Raw genomic sequence first — 18,903 nt, 5'->3', positions numbered from 1 at the left:
CGCCTTCCGCACGCCTTTTCCTTATCCTTCGCCGACCGGGAATCCCGCCCCATGTCCTTTCGCTCGCTGACCCCCGCATTCTCCGTTTCGCCCCAGCTTTCCGTCGCCGACGTGAATGCGGCGGCGTCGGGCGGTTTCAGGACCATCATCTGCGCCCGCCCCGACGGCGAGGGTGCCGACCAGACGCCTTCCGCCGAAATCGAGCAGGCGGCGCGCTGCCGGGGCCTGGAGTTCCTCGCCATTCCCGTTCGTTCGGGCAGCCTGCCCGGCGACGAGGCGGTGGAGGCCATGCGGTCGGCACTGGAGCGGATGCCGGGTCCGGTCCTGGCCTATTGCCAGGGTGGAAACAGGGCGGCGCGGCTCTGGGCGCTGGCGCAGGCGGGCCACATGCCGGCGGATCGCATTCTGGCCGCCGGCCGGACGGCGGGGATCGACCTGTCCGCGCTGGGCGACCGCCTGAACGCCGCGCCACATGCGCCGCAGCCGGCGGCCAAGCGGGCAGGCGCGCGGCGCTTCAACGTCGTCATCGCGGGCGGCGGCGCGGCCGGCCTCGCCACGGCCGCGAGCATCCTGCGCCGCAGGCCCGGCATTTCGCTGGCCATCGTCGACCCTTCCACCACTCATTACTACCAACCGGGATGGACCATGGTGGGGGGCGGCATCTTTACGCCCGAACAGACGCGCCGCTCCGAAGAGGGGCTGATTCCGGCAGGGGCGACCTGGATCCGCCAGCCGGTGGCCGGCTTCCTGCCGGAGGTGCGCGAGGTCGCACTGGGCGACGGGACGGTGCTGTCCTACGATGTTCTGGTGATGGCGACTGGGCTGACGCTGGACTGGGCGGCGATTCCGGGCTTGGAGGAAACGCTGGGCAGGAACGGCGTCACCTCCAACTACCGCTACGATCTTGCGCCCTATACCTGGCAACTGGTGCAGGGCCTGTCGCGCGGCAGGGCCCTGTTCACCCAACCGCCCATGCCGATCAAATGCGCAGGCGCCCCGCAGAAGGCGATGTACCTGTCCTGCGACGCCTGGCGGCGGCGCGGCGTGCTGAAGGATATATCGGTCACATTCGACACCGCGACCCCGGCCCTGTTCGGCGTGGCGGCCTTCGTGCCCGCACTGATGACCTATATCGAACGATACGGGATTGACCTGCACCTGCGTTCGAAGCTGGTGGCGGTGGATGGCGCACGGCGCGTGGCGACCTTCGAACGCGCGACGGAAGCCGGTTCCGTGCAGGTCGAGCAGCCGTTCGACATGCTGCATGCGGTGCCGCCCCAAGTGGCGCCGGCCGTGGTCCGGTCCAGCCTGTTGGCCGGCGCCGACGGGTTCGTGGCCGTCGATCCCGCAACGTTGCGTCATGCAACCTTTGCCGACGTCTTCGCCCTGGGCGACGTCGCCGGCACGTCGAATGCCAAGACCGCCGCCGCCGCACGCAAGCAGGCCCCGGTGGTAGCGGTGAACGTCCTCGCGGCGCTGGACGGCAAGGCCCCCGTCGCGGCCTATGACGGCTATGGCGCCTGTCCGCTGACGGTCGAGCGCGGACGCATCGTGCTGGCCGAATTCGGTTATGGCGGAAAGCTGGAGCCGACCTTGCCCCTTTGGCTGCTGCGCGGCACACAGCCGACGCGGCTGGCATGGTTCCTGAAGGAGAAGATCATGCCCCTGCTCTACTGGCGCGGCATGCTGCGCGGGCATGAACTGATGGCCGCCCCCCAGAAGGCTCCGGGAGCGTGAGATGTCGGCCGACCTGACACATCTGGTGCTGGAAGTGTTCTCCGGCGCGCTGGTCGGTTTCACGCTGGGGCTGATCGGTGGCGGGGGGTCAATCCTGGCCGTTCCGCTGATGGTCTATGTTGTCGGCGTGGCCAACCCGCATGTGGCCATTGGCACCAGCGCCCTTGCCGTCGCGGTCAACGCACTGGCCGGGCTGGCGCAGCATGCGCGCCTCGGCACGGTCAAATGGCGCTGCGCCTCGATTTTCGCCGGCTGCGGCGTGGTGGGAGCGTTCGTCGGGGCAACGCTGGGCAAGGCGATGGACGGGCGCCGGCTGCTGCTCTGCTTCGCGCTGCTGATGATCGTGGTGGGTGTCCTGATGCTGCGCGGACGGCGCAACCAGGGATGCGCGGGGGCTGCCTGCAATCGCGGCAACGTGGGGCGCGTCATGACCTATGGTCTGGGCACCGGCGTACTGTCGGGCTTTTTCGGCATCGGCGGCGGGTTCCTGATCGTGCCGGCGCTGATCGCCTCCACCGGCATGCCGATCCTCAATGCCATCGGCACCTCGCTGGTCGCCGTCGCCGCCTTCGGTGCCAGCACGGCCATCAGCTACATGGTCTCCGGCCTGATCGACTGGAACCTGGCCCTGCTGTTCATCGTCGGCGGCATCGTCGGCAGTTTCGGTGGGATGCGCGCGGCCAAGGCCATGGCCGGCACCACCGGCGCCCTGACCGTCTTCTTCTCCGGTGTGATCTTCTGCGTAGCCACCTATATGATTTGGCGCAGTTTCTAACGAGACAATCCACAATCGCCCCGTCCAAGAGCCTGCTCGATCTTGATCCAATCTGCGGCTGCGGCGAGACGAAAGACAGCGAGGAGTGAGACGGCGGTCTTTCGTATCGGGTTGCGACGGCGTGCCATTCCTTCAGACAGACCCAAAGGTTTTTCTACCAGATGCCGGTTGCGATAAGCCCATTGTGGGCAGGCGACGGCGGCATCCCGGCGTTTGGGCGGGATCGCTGGCCGCGCTCCCATGGTCCGGATATGCTCCCGAAAAGCATTGGAGGCGTATCCTTTGTCGCCGAACTTACGCCGTGCCGCGGCGTAAGTTCGGCGGTATTTGGATGGGCCGGAATCACTCCCACTCGATGGTCAAGCGGTTCGAGTGTGCTTTGTAATCGCGATGCTTTCCGCCCGCGTTCAAAACCCATACCAACAGCGATACCATCAAATTCAGCAGGCTGAAATCGCGGATTGTCTCCACGGTGCTTGCCGCCACAAACCCGCGCGCATCATAAACGAACGTCGGGAGAAAGCAGGGAAAAGCGTCACCACATACGGGCAACAATTTGAATCATTCCCAATAACCTTTTTAACAATATGTGCTATTTTCTTATCCGATATTTTTTCCAGACATCATTCATGTCAAGCCCCTCAGCAAGAGCCTGTTTCATCTTTCTTGTCGCGTTGTCGGAGAAGCATGAGAAGGTGCTTCTTCCGAACTCGAATATATGGTGGCAATCCTTGTCATCGTCGATGCCAAGGTGCCAGCGGAGAGCCTTTGATTTCTGGGTATTCAGTTTTAAGGCTTTCGCCAGTTCGGCTGCCCGCATGTGGAACTTCTTGCGCATATCGACTTCGCGCACAGCAGCCGCCTCTTCTAAATCATCGCCGCTGACGTAGCGGACAGGTGCTCCTTCCTTTTTTGAGAAATGAACCTTAAGCGTTACGCCTTCACCAGAGGTTTCGGTCGAAACGGTGATGAGGCGTGGGAACACTTTGCCGATCTCCGCTCCTGCCTTGACTGCCTTTTCGATTCTGTCGATGTCCTTCTCGCTGATCTCCACCTCGTCGGTCGTCAGAGCTTCCATGGCGAGCAGGGAACGGATACGTGCTCGCGCCTCGTCCCGCTGGCGCTTGCCGGGGCGCAGTAACTCTGCAATCAGCTTGTATTCACGGTCGATCAGGAACTCGAAATCTCCTGGGGGTTTCGATGACACAGGCAGAACGCGCGGTGGTATATATGTATGGAGATCGGCTTCCAATGAGCGCTTCATGTAATCGTCGAAAGACGAAATCACCGCCCGCGTGTGCATGTAAAGCAGGTCTTCTGATACGAAGATAAACCAATGCTGGCTGGCGTCGCGCAGTGCATCGACGGCGCGCATGACGCCTGCCTCCTCTTGCTTCATCCCATGACTGGACTGGCAAAGACGCAGGCATTTCTCAAAGCCGATAGATTTCCCTGTTGTCTTGTCAAAGACGGCCGCCTTTTTCTGCACAAGGACCGCCTTCAGTAGCATTTCGCTGGCGTGCTGAAGGTGAAGAAGGACTGAAGTGATACGTCCCTCTTCTTCATAGGAATTGAAGGTCGTCATGGCGATTTTGAGCGAAGCGACGGCTTTTTCCTTTAGCGTCCTAGAATCACGTACAAGCTTCATCATAAGAGCGGCACCTCTCCTCCAAGACAGTTGTACCAACCGTCAGAATGCGAATTTCGCCTGGCCCCGGTCCTCGACCGGCCGCAGCCGAGCATAGGCCAGCAATTCGGCGATCGAGCCCCCCTTGTCGCGCCACCCATAGAAGGTGTCTTCACCGAGTAGGACATAATGCCAATCCGCCTCGCTGCGTGCTTCGGCCGGCAATCCGTTGATCCGGTCGCACCAGGCAACGGCGGCTTTGCGCTTCCGCAGCACGTTCGGGCTGGTAAGTTGGCCCTGCGCCTTGGTCTCGACGAGGTAGACCGCCCCGCCAGCCCGCACGAAGAAGTCGGGCGAATAGAAGGCGGGCAGCCCATCCTCCTTGATGTAGCGCAGCCGTGCGAAGGTGTGCTTTTGCTCGTTGATCTTGCAGAAGGCCTCCACGCTAGCGTCGCGCTCGCAAGTTTCCATGAAGGCCTGTTCTAGGCCGCCGTTCCGCGCGGGATAGGGCAGCCGCAGGTAGATCGCCTTCTCAACCGCGAGCGAGGCGCTTTCGCGCATGGCAAGCTTCGGCACTTCCGACAGCCGCCGATGCGCGACCTCAGCATCGGCCACGATCACGCTATCCTCGGCTCCGAGGATCGCCCTCGCCCAGACTTTGATGACGTGATCCGTCACCGGGTCGATCAACAAGACGCGCCAGTTTTCATCTGCCAGCGGATCCATGTCGCCTCGGAAAAGGTAATGACGGATGAAGGTGTCGATGCCCTCAGCCAGTTCGGCGCGGTTGATCTGGATATAGGGGAACTTGCTCGCGTTGGCGAAAGCCTTGGCGCTGCCGGTCGTGTCGGTCAACGTGACGGCTTCGGTGATCCGGCGCGTGATCCGCGCCAGATAGTCATTGTATCCCGTGGCAGTCATGACGCCACCATGCACGCGGTAGTCCCCAAAGCGGGTCCGGGCCTGCACATCCTCGGAATGGAACCGTTCGCCGTGTCCTAGCTGGCTCTTAAGCTGGTCAAGAGTGAAAGCCCCGAAAGGTTCAAGGCTGGCCGGCTCTATATGCGTGTCTTCCAGCTCTTCGACCTGTTCGTGCAGAATGAAAGGGATGGCGAAGTCGTATTCCTCGAAACCGGAGCGCAACCCGACCGAGATTAGGTCGCCCGTGCCGCTGGTGTTCCGATCATCATCATCGTCGGATTCCGCCGCCAGGCCTTCCTGGATCAGGTCGTCGTAGAAGCTCTGGAAAGCCGGATGCTCAACGATCGAGAGAATGTCGATCATGTTGGTGGGCGTCTTGCCAGCACGAATGAGTTGGCGGTTCTCTCGCTTGATGTCGTCGTATTCGTTGCCTCGCCACATGAGGCGCAGGCCTCGCCCGATCGTCTGTTCGAGCAAGATACCGGCGCTCGACGCGCGCAGTGGAACGATGACGCAGATGTTGTTCACGTCGAAGCCCTCGCGCAGCATGAGCACACTCACGATGACACGCGGGGATTTGTGCCGATCCACATCGAAAAGGCGCTCGCGCAGCACCTTCCATTCGTCGGGCTTCAGCTCGCCTTTGCGGTTTGAATCGACGCGTAACACCTCGTCGTCGGCCAGTCCTTCAAGTTGCATGAATTCAGACACAAGAGGCGTGACCGTGGTGTCTTCGCAGACAACCAGCATCTTCGGATGCTTGTCGGGATCAAGCCCCGCGAAATCGGCTTCGAGCTTGCGAAGCTTGGTGAGGCCGGCGCGCAGCATGATCCGCTGCCCTTCCGACAGCATGGGATTGCCGTTCTCGTCGCGGTCAGCCTTAAAATCCAGCTCTTCATGGCTGAGCGCCCCAATTTCGGAGCGTTTGTCGAGCACGAGCGATTTGACCAAACCCGCCCGCATGGCCGTCTTCAGGTCGAAATCGACGACGATATGCGGGAAATAGGACTTCCGGCTATTTCGTCCAGTCCCGACCTCGTTATAGGGCGTTGCCGAGAAATCCACCTGAACGAAGCGGCGGCCTTTCGGCTCGGCGATCAGGTTGAGACTCTTTTGCCATTCAACTTCTGTTACCTCACCTTCACGCTTGAATTCGTGAATATGATGCGCCTCATCATTGAAGACCATCAGGGCGGGTAGTTCTTTCAGATAGTCAAGAATACCGCCCCGCTCGTAGCGGCGGTTCAGCACGTTCAGGTCGTTACCTTTGCTCGTACCCGGCGTCAGCGGCAGGATGCTTTGCACAACTGCCTTCGGATCAATCTCTGCGCCGGGTGCTTCTATCTCCTCGTCTTCCGGCGGTTCGCCTTCTTCCGAGAGAACATGCCAGTTAGAAATGGCGATGATGCCGCCAGCCGTCACTTTCCGGCCGATATCCTCCTTCGGGCAGACCGCGCCTTGGACGAAGCGGAATACCTCATCCCGGTAGGCGTCGGGAATGAACAGCTCCTGAAAAATCGACAAATCGGAGATCGAGAAGTCGCGTTTGCCGTCGCGCTCCTTGCCCATGAAGGCGTCGAGCAGTCGGTCGTAAACGATCAGGCCAGGGGCAACAACGAGGAAATTCCGGGTGAAGCGGGGACTATCCGGCGCGCGTGCAGCGTTGAGAATTTGCCAGACCATGAGGGCTTGCAGCACCCATGTTTTACCCGTGCCGGTCGCCATTTTGAGACAGTATTTGGGATAGGCGTTCTTCGGCGCGCGGATGGTCTCGGAGTCCCGCGTGCTGGTCAGCATCACCTCCGACGCAGCGAACTGATAAAGCTCCTGTAACGTCGAAATGCCCAGAACTTCATGGGCATAGATGACATTCAGCAAGGCTTGCTGCTGACCGGGGTGGAAATTGAAGGTGCGGATGTCCTTAAAATCTTCTTCAAACCACCATTTCAGCAACTCCGCCGTGATCTCGGAGACCTGATCGAGGATCGGAGCATTGCCATTTTCCAGCCCGACGCAGGCCTCCTCGACCTTGGCCGTCAGGCCCTTGGCAAGGGAAAGGTCGTTGATGCTCGTCATCACACCACCTCGACCGTCGCTTCGGCCTCGAAGCCGAACACATCGACCACGCGCACGCAGATGCGGCGCGGACCGTTCTTTTTCGGCAATCCGACAAGTTTTGCCGCTCTGACCACACGATAGGGGTCGCCATCGTTATCCGTATTGCCACGATAATCTTGCCAAACAGAGCGGAACACCTCGCCGTCATAGTCGGGATCGACGCTCCAATACTCGATCAGCGCCAGCGGGTCCGAATTGATAATCTTTTGCAGCTTGTCCCGGTTCGCCTCATCGAGATTCAGCGCCTCCGGCGAGAGCAGCACATAATTGGCAATCTCCACAGAAAGAGTCTCGCGCTCCCCATCCTTCTGGCAGGAAACTGAGCCCAGCTTGAGATATTGCAGCGACGAGAAACGCACCTCGTCAGCCTTGAGCTTGTGGCCCTTCTTTTTGAGCCGGTCGAGCAGGTCTGGCGGGATCACCAGCACTTCGAGTCGATCCCCCTGCCCCAACGCCTCAATGTCGCGTCCGATCTCTGTCGAGAAGTTCCAGCCGAGAATCACCACCTTGTCCCAGCCGCCCATGAGGTTGTCACGGATTTCGATCGCGCGGCGCAGCGTGGCAAGGCCGGTCATTTTGTTCGGGCTATCGGCCAGCACAAGAGTTTTGCTCCCCTTAAGCCGACCCATGTTCTTGTTTGGATTTTCCTCGATGGGGAGTGGCAATGCTCCGTAGAGCCCAAGCACGATTTCAGCGAGGTCGCCGATGCGAAATCTCGCGCCCATTGTCGAACGCATCTGTTCCACCTGATAGTCGCCGATGTGCTGATAGAGGAACGGCTTCGCGTTCTGGTCGATCAGACGTTTGCGCGTGATCATGCAGGCTGGCTTGCCGAGATCGGACACAATCCATTGACGACCGAGCCGCTCGGCTACGGCCGCCGTTGTGCCGGAACCTGCAAAAAAATCCGCAACTAAATCACCCGTAACCGTGACAGCTTTTACTATCCTATTCAACAGCTCTTCTGGTTTCTGCGTTGCATATCCGATATTTTCGCTGCTATACCTGACTGAATTTCCATTAATATCTGTCCATATATTCGGAACTTGTTTTCCTTTTTCAAGGCGCTCATATAAGTAGTATTTTTCCCGTATTGTCTTTCCCGTGAAATGCAAGCGATTTTCATTTTCTAAATCTCGCATCCTTTTCTCATTGAATCGCCATCCATTGTTTGGCGACGCCCACGCCCGTCCCTTATTATCAGTATAGGTATATTGTAGATTCGGTCGCGGCGCGGGGTTAATGATGGGCTGTGTGTTATATGCCCCTCGACCATCTCCATCGTCCATGGTGAACGTGGAAATATCATTCTCACTCAGATCTTTAATAACCGGGAAGAATTTGTAAGATCCTGATTTTGTAAACCATATAATATAATCAGCATTTTTTGGAAGGTTGTTATAAATCGGTTTTCCAGCGGATGTTCTTTGCCATATTATTTCATTTCTATAGTTTTCATATCCGAAAATACTTTCTAGGGCTATTTTGACATGATGCCCCATCCGCCAATCTATATGAAAAAATAGAGAACCGGAGTCTTTTAGAAGTTCGCGCATAAGAATTAGACGCGGAACAATCATCCTCATATATGATGCAGCCCCGTCAACCCATGTATCGGAATATGCAAACTGCTCTAAAATTGTTGGGGCTTGTTCTAAATTTGTCGTTCCTAAATCAATTTTAGTTCTATAATCAGCCTTACTATCAAAAGGAGGGTCTATGTAGATAAGGTCGATCTTGCCCCGCATGGACGACGAAGGCTCGTCACCTGCCAGCAATGCCGACATTGCCAGCAGGTTATCGCCGTAAATCAGCCTGTTCATTTCGGTCGAATTCAGGTCGTGGCTGGCGCGATCGGCTATGCGCAGCATGTCAGCCGAATCTGTATCACGCGACGGAATGACCAGTTCGCGGGTTTGCAGCCCGAGGCGATAGTTGCTCTCGGCTCGCTCCATCACGCGCTCGGCTTCCCTCTTGCCGTCGGCGACGATGGCGGGAAGCTGGTCCAGCAGGCTTTTCAATTCAGTGTCCCCCAAGGTCCGTCAGGCTTTTGGCCCTGTGTTGTGCTCTGGCGATGATGCGGGCTGCTGCGCCGCCTTCAGCCGCTCGTATTCTTCAACCGACATGACCACGACCACGCCTCGTCCGTGTTTTTCGACCGTGACAGGCTCGGCGCGCGCTGTGTCGATCAGCAACCCAAAGCCGTTCTTGGCATCGCGCGCCGACATGGTTTTCATGGCCCGAATCTCACCGATTCCAAAGTGGCCATTTGGAATGAAATAGCTCTTTTTGGCAATAGCAGATGGGGCGGGCTGGGCGACGCTGAGATGTGTGCGGCGTGCGCCCCTCTCCTCAAGACGCGTGTCGATCTGGTCGTGCGCGATCCGTATTGCATAGCTCAACCTTAACGTGTCGGTCGGTATATGTTAAAAATACCAAGATTCTTCAGCATGTGCGGGCCGATATGTATAGGGAAATCGCCTGTCGTTAACAGGTCGCCAGCGTGTAGCTCCGGCGGCGTGGGGCGGAACCGCCGCAGCATCATATTGAAAATTCCGCTCTGAAAGCGGATTTTTGAGGACGACCCGACGCAGGTGACCCTCTCATTGACCTTCAGGGCTGGTTTATATATTGCAAGAAAAATAAAGCTTGGCTTAGCGAATGTCGATAAATATGAACTCGACACAGGTTTGAAATTCTGTCAGAATACTAAGCATGGATATGCGTTCTGGCGGAAAATTAAACCAACTCCAGCAGGAACTCCCCGAGGGACTCTTGGCCGATGCCGCTTGGATGGAGGCCCACGGCTATTCGTCGGCGCTACGCAGCCAGTATGTTCGCGCGGGCTGGCTCGATAGCCCGGCCCGGCGAGTCTATCGCCGCTCGCGCACGACGCTGACCTGGCAGCAGGTGGTGGTCTCGCTTCAGAAAGTGCTGGACCTTCCGCTGACCGCCGGCGGGCGCACGGCGCTCGAACAGCAGGGTTACGCCCACTATCTTTCGACAGCGACGCGGGAGGTTCACCTTTACGGACCGAAGCGCCCGCCGACCTGGCTGGCGAGCCTGCCGCTCGACGTGACCTTTCACTGGCACAACAGCCTGCGGCTGTTTCCCGGCGATGCCGACGCGCCGCCTGAACCACGTTCCGTCATGGTCAATCCCGGCGGACTGACCCTGCCACTCCGCTATTCCAGCAAGGAGCGCGCCGTTCTCGAATTGCTCGACGAGTTGCCCGAGCATGAGAGCTTCCATCAGGTCGATGCCTTGATGGAAGGGATGAGCGATTTAAGCCCCCGCCGCCTGCAAACGCTGCTTGAGGCCTGCGCCAGCGTGAAGGTGAAGCGACTCTTCCTCTTCTTCGCCGACCGCCACCGCCATGCGTGGCGATCCCGACTCGACATATCCCGCGTCGATCTGGGTTCGGGCAAGCGCGTTCTCGTCAAAGGTGGCAGGCTCGATCCGAATTACAACATCACCGTGCCGTCTGACCTTGGAGGCCCGTGAATTTCATGGCCTTCCTCGACACATACCGGCAGCAGGTTGCCCTTCTCATTCGTGCCCTTCCTTTCGTGGCGGAGGAGCGGGCTTTCGCACTCAAAGGCGGCACAGCGATCAACCTGTTCGTGCGCGACATGCCACGCCTCTCCGTGGACATCGACCTGACCTATCTGCCGGTTGAAGATCGGGCCACATCGCTCACAGCAATCGACACCGCAATGCTGCGGATCAAGGAACGGATCGAGCGAGGCATCCCCGCCGTGAGGGTCAACGCCTCGCGGTCCGCCGACGAGAATATCGTCACCAAGCTGATCGTTCGGGCGAATGGCGTGCAGATCAAGATCGAGGTGACGCCGGTGCTTCGCGGCGCAGTCTATGATCCCGTCGTGATGAGCGTGGTTCCTGCTGTCGAAGACGCCTTCGGCTTCGCCGAGATGCAGGTCGTGTCCTTTGCCGATCTCTATGCGGGCAAGATCGTAGCAGCGCTCGACCGCCAGCATCCTCGCGATCTTTTCGATGTGCGTGCCCTGCTGGCAAACGAAGGAGTCGACGATGCGTTGCGTCAAGCCTTTCTGGTTTACCTCATCAGCCACAACCGTCCGATGGCCGAAGTTCTTGCCCCGACTCGCAAGCCGTTGCGCGAGGAGTTCGTGCGGGGCTTCGCCGGCATGACGCAGGAGCCTGTCGCGCTTGCGGAGCTTGAGGCTGCGCGGGAAGCGATCATCGCCGCGATGGTGGCCGACATGCCGGACGATCACCGACGCTTCCTCATTGGCTTCAAAAAGGGCGAACCGGATTGGGCGCTTCTCGGAATACCGGAGGCGCGGCATCTGCCTGCCGTCATGTGGAAGCAGCGCAACCTCGCCAAGCTGCCCAATACCAAGCGGGCTGAACTGACCGAGGCCTTGGAGCATGTGCTCTTTCCCTGACCGCCCGCCGTCCCAATCTCACATCCCGTCATTCCGCTCCTGTATGACGGCGGGATTCGCATCGTCGCGTTCCGCCTTGAAAGCTGCTCTTCCCTTTTCGGCCCAGAGTTCACGGGCGCGTTGGGCGTCGTCGCTTTGGAGCTTGTCGGCCATCCAGAGCAGCGCGCCGTAGATCATGGCGCGGTTATCGTTGGTGAGGTCCACGATCCCGGCTTTGACGACGAGGCCGCCGAGTTCGATCAACCTGTGCGTGCGGATGCGGCGCTTGATCTGCCAATCGCGCATGTCATGTCTCGCTTGGGCTGCCTGGTGGCGATTGCGCGCCGCCCGGTTGCGTTTGAGCGCTGACAGCGTCGCGGTCAGGCGCTTGCGGAGTCCGCCGAATCCGGCGCTGAAAGAAGGCGGCACCTCGCTTCGCCCATGCCTCCCTCTTTCCGGCGTCCTTCGTCTCGGCGAGGACGATCAGAGCGCCCGCCAGTTCGTCGGCGTTGAGGACGTCGGCGCCGGTCGCGATGACCAACTCGCCGAGCTGTTGCACCTTGCGCGCTTTCAACGCTCGCGCCTTGTGCTCCAGAACCTTCAGGTCCGCGTCGAAGTCCCGTGGCTTGCGCATCATGTCCTCCATTGGCGTTCAATGAGGTCATGATAGTTGAGCGCACGCCTGATTGCTTCTATGTTGCCGGGACGCTCTGACACGGACCGATCCCTCCCGAGATTTTTTCGAGGGAGGGCGCGCTTATACGTCGTTCCGACGTGCGCTTGGCCGTGCCAATTCTTGATCGCGATGGCGATCTATCATCTTCACGTCAAGATCATCGGCCGCAAGGCCGGAAGCAGCGCGGTGGCGTCGGCGGCCTACCGCTCCGGCTCGCGGCTACGCGACGAGCGGCTCGAGCGCAGTCACGACTTTTCCCACAAGCGCGGCGTCGTCCATTCCGGGATCATGCTGCCCGAGAACGCGCCGGAGCAATGGAGCGACCGCGAACGGCTCTGGAACGACGTCGAAGCCTTCGAAATCCGCAAGGACGCGCAGCTTGCCCGAGAGGTCGAGTTCGCCCTGCCGCGCGAGATGACGCAGGCGCAGGGCATCGAACTCGCCCGCGACTTTGTGCAGGAAGCGTTCGTCGATCAGGGCATGATCGCCGACCTCAATGTGCATTGGGACATCGCCGAGGACGGGACGCCCAAGCCCCACGCCCATGTCATGCTGACCATGCGATCCGTGGATGAGAATGGCTTCGGTTCCAAGGCGCGCGAATGGAATCGCACGGAGAGGGTCGAGCGATGGCGGGAACGCTGGGCCGAGCTTGCCAACGAACGGCTTATAGAACTCGACATCGACGCGCGCATCGACCATCGCAGCTTTGAGGCACGCGGCATCGGGCTGGAGCCCCAGACGAAGATCGGCGCGCCCGCACAGCGCATCGAAGCCAAAGGGAAGGAGGCCGACCGCGCCGAGGAGCATCGGCGCATCGCGCGAGAGAACGGCGCGCGGATCGTCGCCGATCCTTCCATCGCCCTCGACGCGATCACGCATCAGCAAGCGACTTTCACGCGCCGCGACATGGCACTATTCGCCCATCGGCACAGCGACGGGATCGACCAGTTCAACGAGGTCATGGGCGCGATGCGCGCCTCGCCCGAGCTGGTGGAATTGGGTCAGGACGGACGCGGCGAGGACCGTTTCACCACAAGCGACATGATCGAGGCCGAACAGCGTCTCCATCGCGCCGCCGAACTCATGGCGGAGCGCAAACGCCATGAAATGAGCGACAGGGAGCGCGGCGCGGCTTTGGAGCGTGCCGAACAACGTGGCCTGGCTCTTTCCGGCGAGCAGGAAAACGCGCTGGCGCATGTCACGGAGGGGCGCGATCTCGGCATCGTCGTCGGCTATGCCGGGACGGGAAAGAGCGCGATGCTCGGCGTGGCGCGCGACGCCTGGGAGACGGCGGGTTACGAGGTCCGGGGCGCGGCGCTGTCGGGCATCGCCGCCGAGAATCTGGAGCGCGGATCGGGCATCGCCTCGCGCACCATCGCGAGCCTGGAGCATGGATGGGCGCAGGACCGTGACCTTCTCACCGCCCGCGACGTTCTGGTGATCGACGAGGCGGGCATGGTCGGCACGCGCCAGTTGGAGCGCGTGCTGTCACACGCCGCCGATGTGGGCGCGAAGGTGGTGCTGGTCGGCGATCCGCAGCAATTGCAATCCATCGAGGCGGGGGCGGCGTTCCGCTCCCTTCATGAGCGTCACGGCGGCGTCGAGATCGGCACGGTCCGCCGCCAGCGCGAGGACTGGCAGCGCGACGCCACGCGCGATCTGGCGACCGGCCGAACGGGCGAGGCGCTTCATGCCTATGACGCGCATGGGATGGTTCATCCCACTGAGACACGCGAGCAGGCGCGCGGCGATCTGATCGACAACTGGGACCGTGACCGGCAGGCATCGCCCGATAAGAGCCGCATCATCCTCACCCACACCAACGCGGAAGTGCGCGAACTCAACAAGGCCGCGCGCGAGAAGATGCGGGAAGCAGGCAATCTCGGCAACGATGTGCATCTGACCGTCGAACGCGGCGAACGGTATTTCGCCACGGGCGATCGCGTCATGTTCCTGCAAAACGAGCGCGGGCTCGGGGTAAAGAATGGCACGCTCGGGATTATCGAACTGGCCAATACCCAGAGCATGAGCGTCCGCACCGACGACGGACGCAACGTCTCCTTCGACCTCAAGGATTACAACCGCATCGACCACGGCTATGCGGCGACCATTCACAAGGCGCAGGGCATGACGGTGGACCGCACCTATATTCTGGCCACGCCAGGCCTTGACGCTCATGCCAGCTATGTCGCCCTCTCGCGCCACCGCGACGCGATAAGCCTGCATTACGGCCATGACGACTTCACCGATGAAAACCGCTTGGCCCGCACGCTGTCGCGCGACCGGGCGAAGGACATGGCCTCCGATTATGAGCCCACGCGGGATTTTGCCGAACGGCGCGGCATCACCTTCCGCGAGCGCGTTGCCGAGATCACGCGCAAGATCGTCCCGGAGAAGGTTCGTACCCTCTTCGACGGGCCGAGCCTGCCCGCCGTTGGCGGGCAGGGGCCGGAAAGAGCGACGCCGGAAAGAAGAGCGACAGACGACCCGGAAGCGGTGTTGCGTCGCGCGCGCACCCGCGCGCTCATCCGCCATGCCCGCGCGGTCGATGCGATCTTCGAGGCGCAGGAACGCGGCGGCAAGGCCAACCCGGAACAGGTGACGGAACTGCGCGACGCGCGCAAGGAATTCGAGGCGGTGCGGCCTTACGGCTCGCACGACGCCGAAGCCGCCTATAAGAAAAACCCGGAACTGGCTGTGGAGGCCGCGAGCAGTCGGGTCAACAACGCCATCCGCGCCCTGCAAATCGAAACCGAACTCCGCACCGATCGCCAGCGCGCGGATCGCTTCGTCGAACGCTGGCAGGGTCTGGAACGGACAAGCCTTCGCCAATATCAGGCAGGCGACATGTCCGGCTACAAGGCCACGCAGAAAGCGATGGGCGATATAGCCAAAAGCCTCGAACGCGACCCGCAGCTCGAATCCATCCTTGCTAACCGCAAGCAGGCTCTCGGCATCGCCATCGAATCGGGCCGCCGACTCGGGCAGGAACTGGCCTTCAATCACGGTCTCGACCTCGGCAGGGAACGCGGCCTCGGGCTCTGATCCTACCCTTTTACCGCCGATTACACGCTAGAACCCTACGACCTTAAATATCTGTTGCATAACGAGAAATCTTTATTCTGTCCTGTGTCGGAAGCCCAAAAAATCCCGGCAGAAGGCAGCACAACCATGTCCACGCCAGAGCGTATCGTCCGCCTGAAATCCGTCCTCGCCCGAACCGGCCTGTCCCGCTCCACGATCTACCGAAAGATCGCCGAGGGCACCTTTCCGTCCCAGATCCGAATCAGCATCAACGGCGCGGGATGGCACGAATCCGACATCGACCGATGGGTCGCCGATCCCGTGAAATGGAGACCCACCCACGGTGGGCCTTGACCGATCATTCAGAGATCGTCATCCAGCTCGTCGTCATGAACCTCGGCGGCGCGCTTTTTCGCGTCGGCGATCAGATCCTTCGCGGATTCCCCCTTCATCCAAACGTCGAGCATATCCGCCCAGCACTGAAGCATGATCCTCCGCTCCGTGAGATAGCGGTTCACGTTATAGACGGCCGCGATCCGGTTCCGGGGCGCGTGGGCGAGGCTCATCTCGATCCAGCGATCGTCGAACTTGGCGCGGTTCAGCCCTGTCGAGAACGTGCGGCGCAGGTCGTGAACGCCGAAGCTCTGAAAATCCGGGTTATCCTGCCGGATGCGCTCGACCACCGTATCGAGCACACGATTGAGCGTGGCGTTGCTGATGGGTGTTTCGCCGTCATACCGGCCAGGGTGCAAATATCGGCTGGTGCCGAACATGGTGCGGAACGCCGTCAGAATGTCGAGTGCCTGATCGCTCAGCGGGACGACATGTGGCTTGCCCGCCTTCATGCGCGCGCCCGGAATGTTCCACCGCGCGGCGGAGAAGTCGATCTCCTTCCATGTCGCGTCAATGAACTCCGACTTGCGAACGCCGGTCAGCAGGACGAACCTCACAGCCTGGCGCAGCGTGGGCGCTGCCGCCACATGATCCAGAGCCGCCAGAGCCATACGAATTTCGGACGGCGACAAGGCGCGGTCGCGCGGCTCGAACGTAGCGATCGCGCTGGTGCGAATCTGCTCGGCGGGATTGCTTATATCCAGCCCGCTTCCTTGAGCATGGCGGAATACGAGCAACACGACCTCCCGCACATGCACGGCGACGGCCGGCCCGCGCTTCTCCTTCACCTCGTCGCAAAGAGATTTGAGGCGCTGCGGCGTCACCTCCGCCAGCTTGAGCTTCGCCAACGCGCCCGCAATGGCGCGGTCATAGACGGATCGGCGCATTGCCAGCGTGCTGTCAGCCAGTCTCTCGGCCCCGGATTTCGGATCGGCCTTGTGCCTGAAATACGTTTCCGCCCATCCGCCGAAGGTCAACGCCTCGATCGACGCGGTGCGTTTCTCCGCCTTGGCTCTCGACGGCGAATCGCCCCGCTCGACCTGACGGCGCGCGCGGGCCAGCAGCGCCCTCGCCTCGGCAAGCGATACGTCCATTCCGTAATCCAGAGCCTCGGGCGCCCGCGTCAGCTTGCGCGCCGCCTCGGCACTATAGCGGCCGATGGTCAAGACCTCCTGCCGCCCGTTCACCCGGTAATGATAACGGAAAGAGATAATGCCGGTCGGCGTGACGGCCGCGAACATCCCGTCGCGGTCCGCCACCTTGTAGAGCCTGGTTCTCGGCTTGAGGTTTTTCAGTTCTTTATCAGTGAGTTGCCCCATGAATCCGCATCCGGTCGAGGGCGGACAATACCATCAAAAGGGCTTGATGGTATCGGAAGCCCGTTTCTCGACCATCCTGCGCGATACCATCACCAGTACCAACAAACCGGCCAGGCCGGGGTGATACGCAGAGATACGGGTTAGGAAAAATAATCCTTGTTCGTCAAAGACATCGTGCAATTATCGGCACGGCGCGAGATGGTCTGAAACGACCCTAGATCACTCCCACTCGATCGTCCCGGGCGGCTTCGACGTGATATCGTAGGTCACGCGATTGATGCCGCGCACCTCGTTCACGATGCGGCTGGCGACGCGGTTCAGGAAGCCGATGTCGAACGGATAGACATCGGCCGTCATGCCGTCGGTACTGGTGACCGCGCGCAAGGCGCAGGCATAGTCATAGGTACGACCATCGCCCATCACGCCGACGGTGCGGACCGGCAGCAGGACCGCGAAGGCCTGCCAGATCGCGTCGTACAAGCCAGCACTCCGGATTTCTTCCAGGAAGATCGTGTCGACCTGGCGCAGCAGCGCCAGCTTGTCGCGATCGATCGCGCCGGGAATGCGAATGGCCAGGCCCGGCCCCGGGAACGGGTGACGGCCGACGATGGCCTCGGGAATCCCCAGTTCGCGGCCCAGTTCCCGAACCTCGTCCTTGAACAGTTCGCGCAGCGGCTCGACCAGCTGCATCTTCATGCGTTCCGGCAGGCCGCCGACATTGTGATGCGACTTGATCGTCACCGACGGGCCGCCGGTGAAGCTGACGCTTTCGATCACGTCGGGATACAGCGTGCCCTGGGCGAGGAATTCCGCCCCACCCAGCTTCGCGGCCTCTTCCTCGAACACCTCGACGAACAGGCGGCCGATCGTCTTGCGCTTCACCTCCGGGTCGGTCACGCCTTCCAGGGCGGAGAGGAACAGGTCCGACGCGTCGCGATGGATCAGCTTGATATTGAAGCGGCCACGGAAGGTCTTCACCACCTCCTCGGCCTCGCCGGCGCGCAGAATGCCGGGATCGACGAAGATGCAGGTCAACTGGTCGCCGATCGCCTCGTGGATCAGCACCGCCGCCACCGAGGAATCAACCCCGCCCGACAGGCCGCAGATGACCCGGCCCGACCCGACCTGCTCGCGGATACGGGCAATTTCCATGTCGCGGAACCCGGCCATGGTCCAGGTGCCCTGACAGCCCACGACACCGTGCGTGAAGTTGCGCAGCAGGGCCGCACCGTGCGGCGTGTGCACCACCTCGGGGTGGAACTGCACGCCATACATGCGCCGCCCCTCATCCGCGATGATGGCATAGGGCGCGCCCTCGCTGACGGCAACCGCACGGAAACCGGGCGGCAGCTTCGTCACCCGGTCGCCATGGCTCATCCACACCTGCTCGCGCCCGCCTCGCGTCCAGGTGCCACGGAACAGCGCACAATCCTCGACGATATCGACATGCGCGCGGCCGAATTCACGATGCGCGTGCGTTTCCACCGCGCCGCCCAACTGGAGACACATTGCCTGCTGGCCGTAGCAGATGCCCAGCACCGGCACGTTGAGGGCGAACACGATATCGGGGATGCGCGGCGCGTTCTCGTCCAGCACGCTGGCGGGGCCGCCCGACAGGATGATGCCGCGCGGGGCGAAGGCACGGATCCGCGCCGCATCGGTGGAAAACGGCCAGATTTCGCAATAGACGCCGCTTTCGCGCACGCGGCGGGCGATCAGCTGCGTGACCTGGCTGCCGAAATCCAGGATCAGAATCCGGTCCTGATGCAACGTTGCATCAAGCGCCGTCGTATCCTGGGGCAGGGTCTGGGTGGAACCGGCGGTCTTCACATCGTCGCTCATCGTGGCTCTTTCGGTCGCGGCGTTACGGTCGCAGGGCGCGCTGCGCGACCGGGCGGGCCGTG

General features: G+C 61.1%; 15 protein-coding genes. 7 read left to right on the top strand and 8 right to left on the bottom strand.

Features of this window, described 5'->3' with window-relative positions; translation table 11 throughout:
- The first annotated feature begins 51 nt into the window (after nt 1-51).
- Nucleotides 52-1,737, top strand: coding sequence for a bifunctional protein tyrosine phosphatase family protein/NAD(P)/FAD-dependent oxidoreductase (locus tag HLH36_RS08080; protein ID WP_182985886.1), 1,686 nt, complete (start codon nt 52-54; stop codon nt 1,735-1,737).
- Between the two features lies 1 nt (nt 1,738).
- A complete protein-coding gene (locus tag HLH36_RS08075) occupies nt 1,739-2,512 on the top strand; it encodes a sulfite exporter TauE/SafE family protein (protein WP_182985885.1) in 774 nt (257 codons plus the stop codon).
- A gap of 592 nt (nt 2,513-3,104) precedes the next feature.
- On the opposite strand, the gene HLH36_RS08065 is transcribed toward HLH36_RS08075, so the two are convergent.
- The 4 genes from HLH36_RS08065 to HLH36_RS19760 are packed head-to-tail and all read right to left on the bottom strand — an operon-like array spanning nt 3,105 to nt 9,580.
- On the bottom strand, nt 3,105-4,163 hold the full coding sequence (locus HLH36_RS08065; RefSeq protein WP_182985884.1) for a hypothetical protein: 1,059 nt from the start codon (nt 4,161-4,163) through the stop codon (nt 3,105-3,107).
- Between the two features lie 39 nt (nt 4,164-4,202).
- Nucleotides 4,203-7,136 carry a DEAD/DEAH box helicase family protein gene (locus HLH36_RS08060; RefSeq protein WP_182985883.1) on the bottom strand — a complete coding sequence of 978 codons (2,934 nt, stop codon included), beginning with the start codon at nt 7,134-7,136 and terminating at the stop codon, nt 4,203-4,205.
- A complete protein-coding gene (locus tag HLH36_RS08055; protein ID WP_220792751.1) occupies nt 7,136-9,199 on the bottom strand; it encodes a site-specific DNA-methyltransferase in 2,064 nt (687 codons plus the stop codon). Before HLH36_RS08055 ends, HLH36_RS08060 begins: the two co-directional genes overlap by 1 nt.
- 21 nt (nt 9,200-9,220) lie before the next feature.
- Complete coding sequence (locus tag HLH36_RS19760) at nt 9,221-9,580, bottom strand: type II toxin-antitoxin system Phd/YefM family antitoxin (protein ID WP_246376571.1); 360 nt, start codon at nt 9,578-9,580, stop codon at nt 9,221-9,223.
- A 313-nt stretch (nt 9,581-9,893) separates the two neighbouring features.
- Between HLH36_RS19760 and HLH36_RS08045 the strand changes: the two genes are divergently transcribed.
- Together HLH36_RS08045 and HLH36_RS08040 are read left to right on the top strand one after the other, a co-directional pair.
- Entirely contained in the window at nt 9,894-10,682 is a 789-nt protein-coding gene (locus HLH36_RS08045; RefSeq protein ID WP_182985882.1) for a type IV toxin-antitoxin system AbiEi family antitoxin, read from the top strand.
- Between the two features lie 5 nt (nt 10,683-10,687).
- Nucleotides 10,688-11,605 carry a nucleotidyl transferase AbiEii/AbiGii toxin family protein gene (locus HLH36_RS08040; protein ID WP_182985881.1) on the top strand — a complete coding sequence of 306 codons (918 nt, stop codon included), beginning with the start codon at nt 10,688-10,690 and terminating at the stop codon, nt 11,603-11,605.
- An 18-nt stretch (nt 11,606-11,623) separates the two neighbouring features.
- Here the strand turns inward: HLH36_RS08040 and HLH36_RS08035 are convergent, their stop codons facing one another.
- Both HLH36_RS08035 and HLH36_RS08030 read right to left on the bottom strand, forming a co-directional pair.
- Nucleotides 11,624-11,890, bottom strand: coding sequence for a conjugal transfer protein TraD (locus HLH36_RS08035; RefSeq protein ID WP_182985880.1), 267 nt, complete (start codon nt 11,888-11,890; stop codon nt 11,624-11,626).
- Between the two features lies 1 nt (nt 11,891).
- A complete protein-coding gene (locus HLH36_RS08030) occupies nt 11,892-12,230 on the bottom strand; it encodes a conjugal transfer protein TraD (RefSeq protein WP_182985879.1) in 339 nt (112 codons plus the stop codon).
- Between the two features lie 159 nt (nt 12,231-12,389).
- On the opposite strand from HLH36_RS08030, the gene traA reads away from it, so the two are divergent.
- A complete protein-coding gene (gene traA, locus HLH36_RS08025) occupies nt 12,390-15,308 on the top strand; it encodes a Ti-type conjugative transfer relaxase TraA (RefSeq protein ID WP_182985878.1) in 2,919 nt (972 codons plus the stop codon).
- A 126-nt stretch (nt 15,309-15,434) separates the two neighbouring features.
- On the top strand, nt 15,435-15,641 hold the full coding sequence (locus HLH36_RS08020; RefSeq protein WP_182985877.1) for a helix-turn-helix transcriptional regulator: 207 nt from the start codon (nt 15,435-15,437) through the stop codon (nt 15,639-15,641).
- 8 nt (nt 15,642-15,649) lie between these two features.
- Here HLH36_RS08020 and HLH36_RS08015 read toward each other — a convergent pair whose 3' ends face one another.
- Nucleotides 15,650-16,999 carry a tyrosine-type recombinase/integrase gene (locus HLH36_RS08015; RefSeq protein WP_182985876.1) on the bottom strand — a complete coding sequence of 450 codons (1,350 nt, stop codon included), beginning with the start codon at nt 16,997-16,999 and terminating at the stop codon, nt 15,650-15,652.
- Between HLH36_RS08015 and HLH36_RS20050 the strand changes: the two genes are divergently transcribed.
- Nucleotides 16,998-17,123 (top strand): hypothetical protein, encoded by a 126-nt coding sequence (locus HLH36_RS20050; protein WP_264813225.1) that lies wholly within the window; start codon nt 16,998-17,000, stop codon nt 17,121-17,123. The genes HLH36_RS08015 and HLH36_RS20050 overlap by 2 nt on opposite strands.
- 95 nt (nt 17,124-17,218) lie before the next feature.
- Here HLH36_RS20050 and guaA read toward each other — a convergent pair whose 3' ends face one another.
- Nucleotides 17,219-18,841 carry a glutamine-hydrolyzing GMP synthase gene (gene guaA, locus HLH36_RS08010; protein WP_246376570.1) on the bottom strand — a complete coding sequence of 541 codons (1,623 nt, stop codon included), beginning with the start codon at nt 18,839-18,841 and terminating at the stop codon, nt 17,219-17,221.
- Nucleotides 18,842-18,903: the final 62 nt, after the last annotated feature.

This window comes from Gluconacetobacter aggeris, from assembly GCF_014174395.1.
GTDB classification, from domain to species: domain Bacteria; phylum Pseudomonadota; class Alphaproteobacteria; order Acetobacterales; family Acetobacteraceae; genus Gluconacetobacter; species Gluconacetobacter aggeris.
Note: the sequence above shows the minus strand (reverse complement) of the source record. Positions and strands in the feature narration are given on the sequence as shown.

What these genes read in the sequence shown, in the direction of transcription:
- HLH36_RS08080 (WP_182985886.1), top strand. Translation starts at nt 52, where the DNA reads ATGTCCTTTCGCTCGCTGACCCCCGCATTCTCCGTTTCGCCCCAGCTT.
- HLH36_RS08075 (WP_182985885.1), top strand. Translation starts at nt 1,739, where the DNA reads ATGTCGGCCGACCTGACACATCTGGTGCTGGAAGTGTTCTCCGGCGCG.
- HLH36_RS08065 (WP_182985884.1), bottom strand. Translation starts at nt 4,163, where the DNA reads ATGATGAAGCTTGTACGTGATTCTAGGACGCTAAAGGAAAAAGCCGTC.
- HLH36_RS08060 (WP_182985883.1), bottom strand. Translation starts at nt 7,136, where the DNA reads ATGACGAGCATCAACGACCTTTCCCTTGCCAAGGGCCTGACGGCCAAG.
- HLH36_RS08045 (WP_182985882.1), top strand. Translation starts at nt 9,894, where the DNA reads ATGGATATGCGTTCTGGCGGAAAATTAAACCAACTCCAGCAGGAACTC.
- HLH36_RS08040 (WP_182985881.1), top strand. Translation starts at nt 10,688, where the DNA reads ATGGCCTTCCTCGACACATACCGGCAGCAGGTTGCCCTTCTCATTCGT.
- HLH36_RS08035 (WP_182985880.1), bottom strand. Translation starts at nt 11,890, where the DNA reads ATGCGCGATTGGCAGATCAAGCGCCGCATCCGCACGCACAGGTTGATC.
- HLH36_RS08030 (WP_182985879.1), bottom strand. Translation starts at nt 12,230, where the DNA reads ATGGAGGACATGATGCGCAAGCCACGGGACTTCGACGCGGACCTGAAG.
- traA (WP_182985878.1), top strand. Translation starts at nt 12,390, where the DNA reads ATGGCGATCTATCATCTTCACGTCAAGATCATCGGCCGCAAGGCCGGA.
- HLH36_RS08020 (WP_182985877.1), top strand. Translation starts at nt 15,435, where the DNA reads ATGTCCACGCCAGAGCGTATCGTCCGCCTGAAATCCGTCCTCGCCCGA.
- HLH36_RS20050 (WP_264813225.1), top strand. Translation starts at nt 16,998, where the DNA reads ATGAATCCGCATCCGGTCGAGGGCGGACAATACCATCAAAAGGGCTTG.
- HLH36_RS08015 (WP_182985876.1), bottom strand. Translation starts at nt 16,999, where the DNA reads ATGGGGCAACTCACTGATAAAGAACTGAAAAACCTCAAGCCGAGAACC.
- guaA (WP_246376570.1), bottom strand. Translation starts at nt 18,841, where the DNA reads ATGAGCGACGATGTGAAGACCGCCGGTTCCACCCAGACCCTGCCCCAG.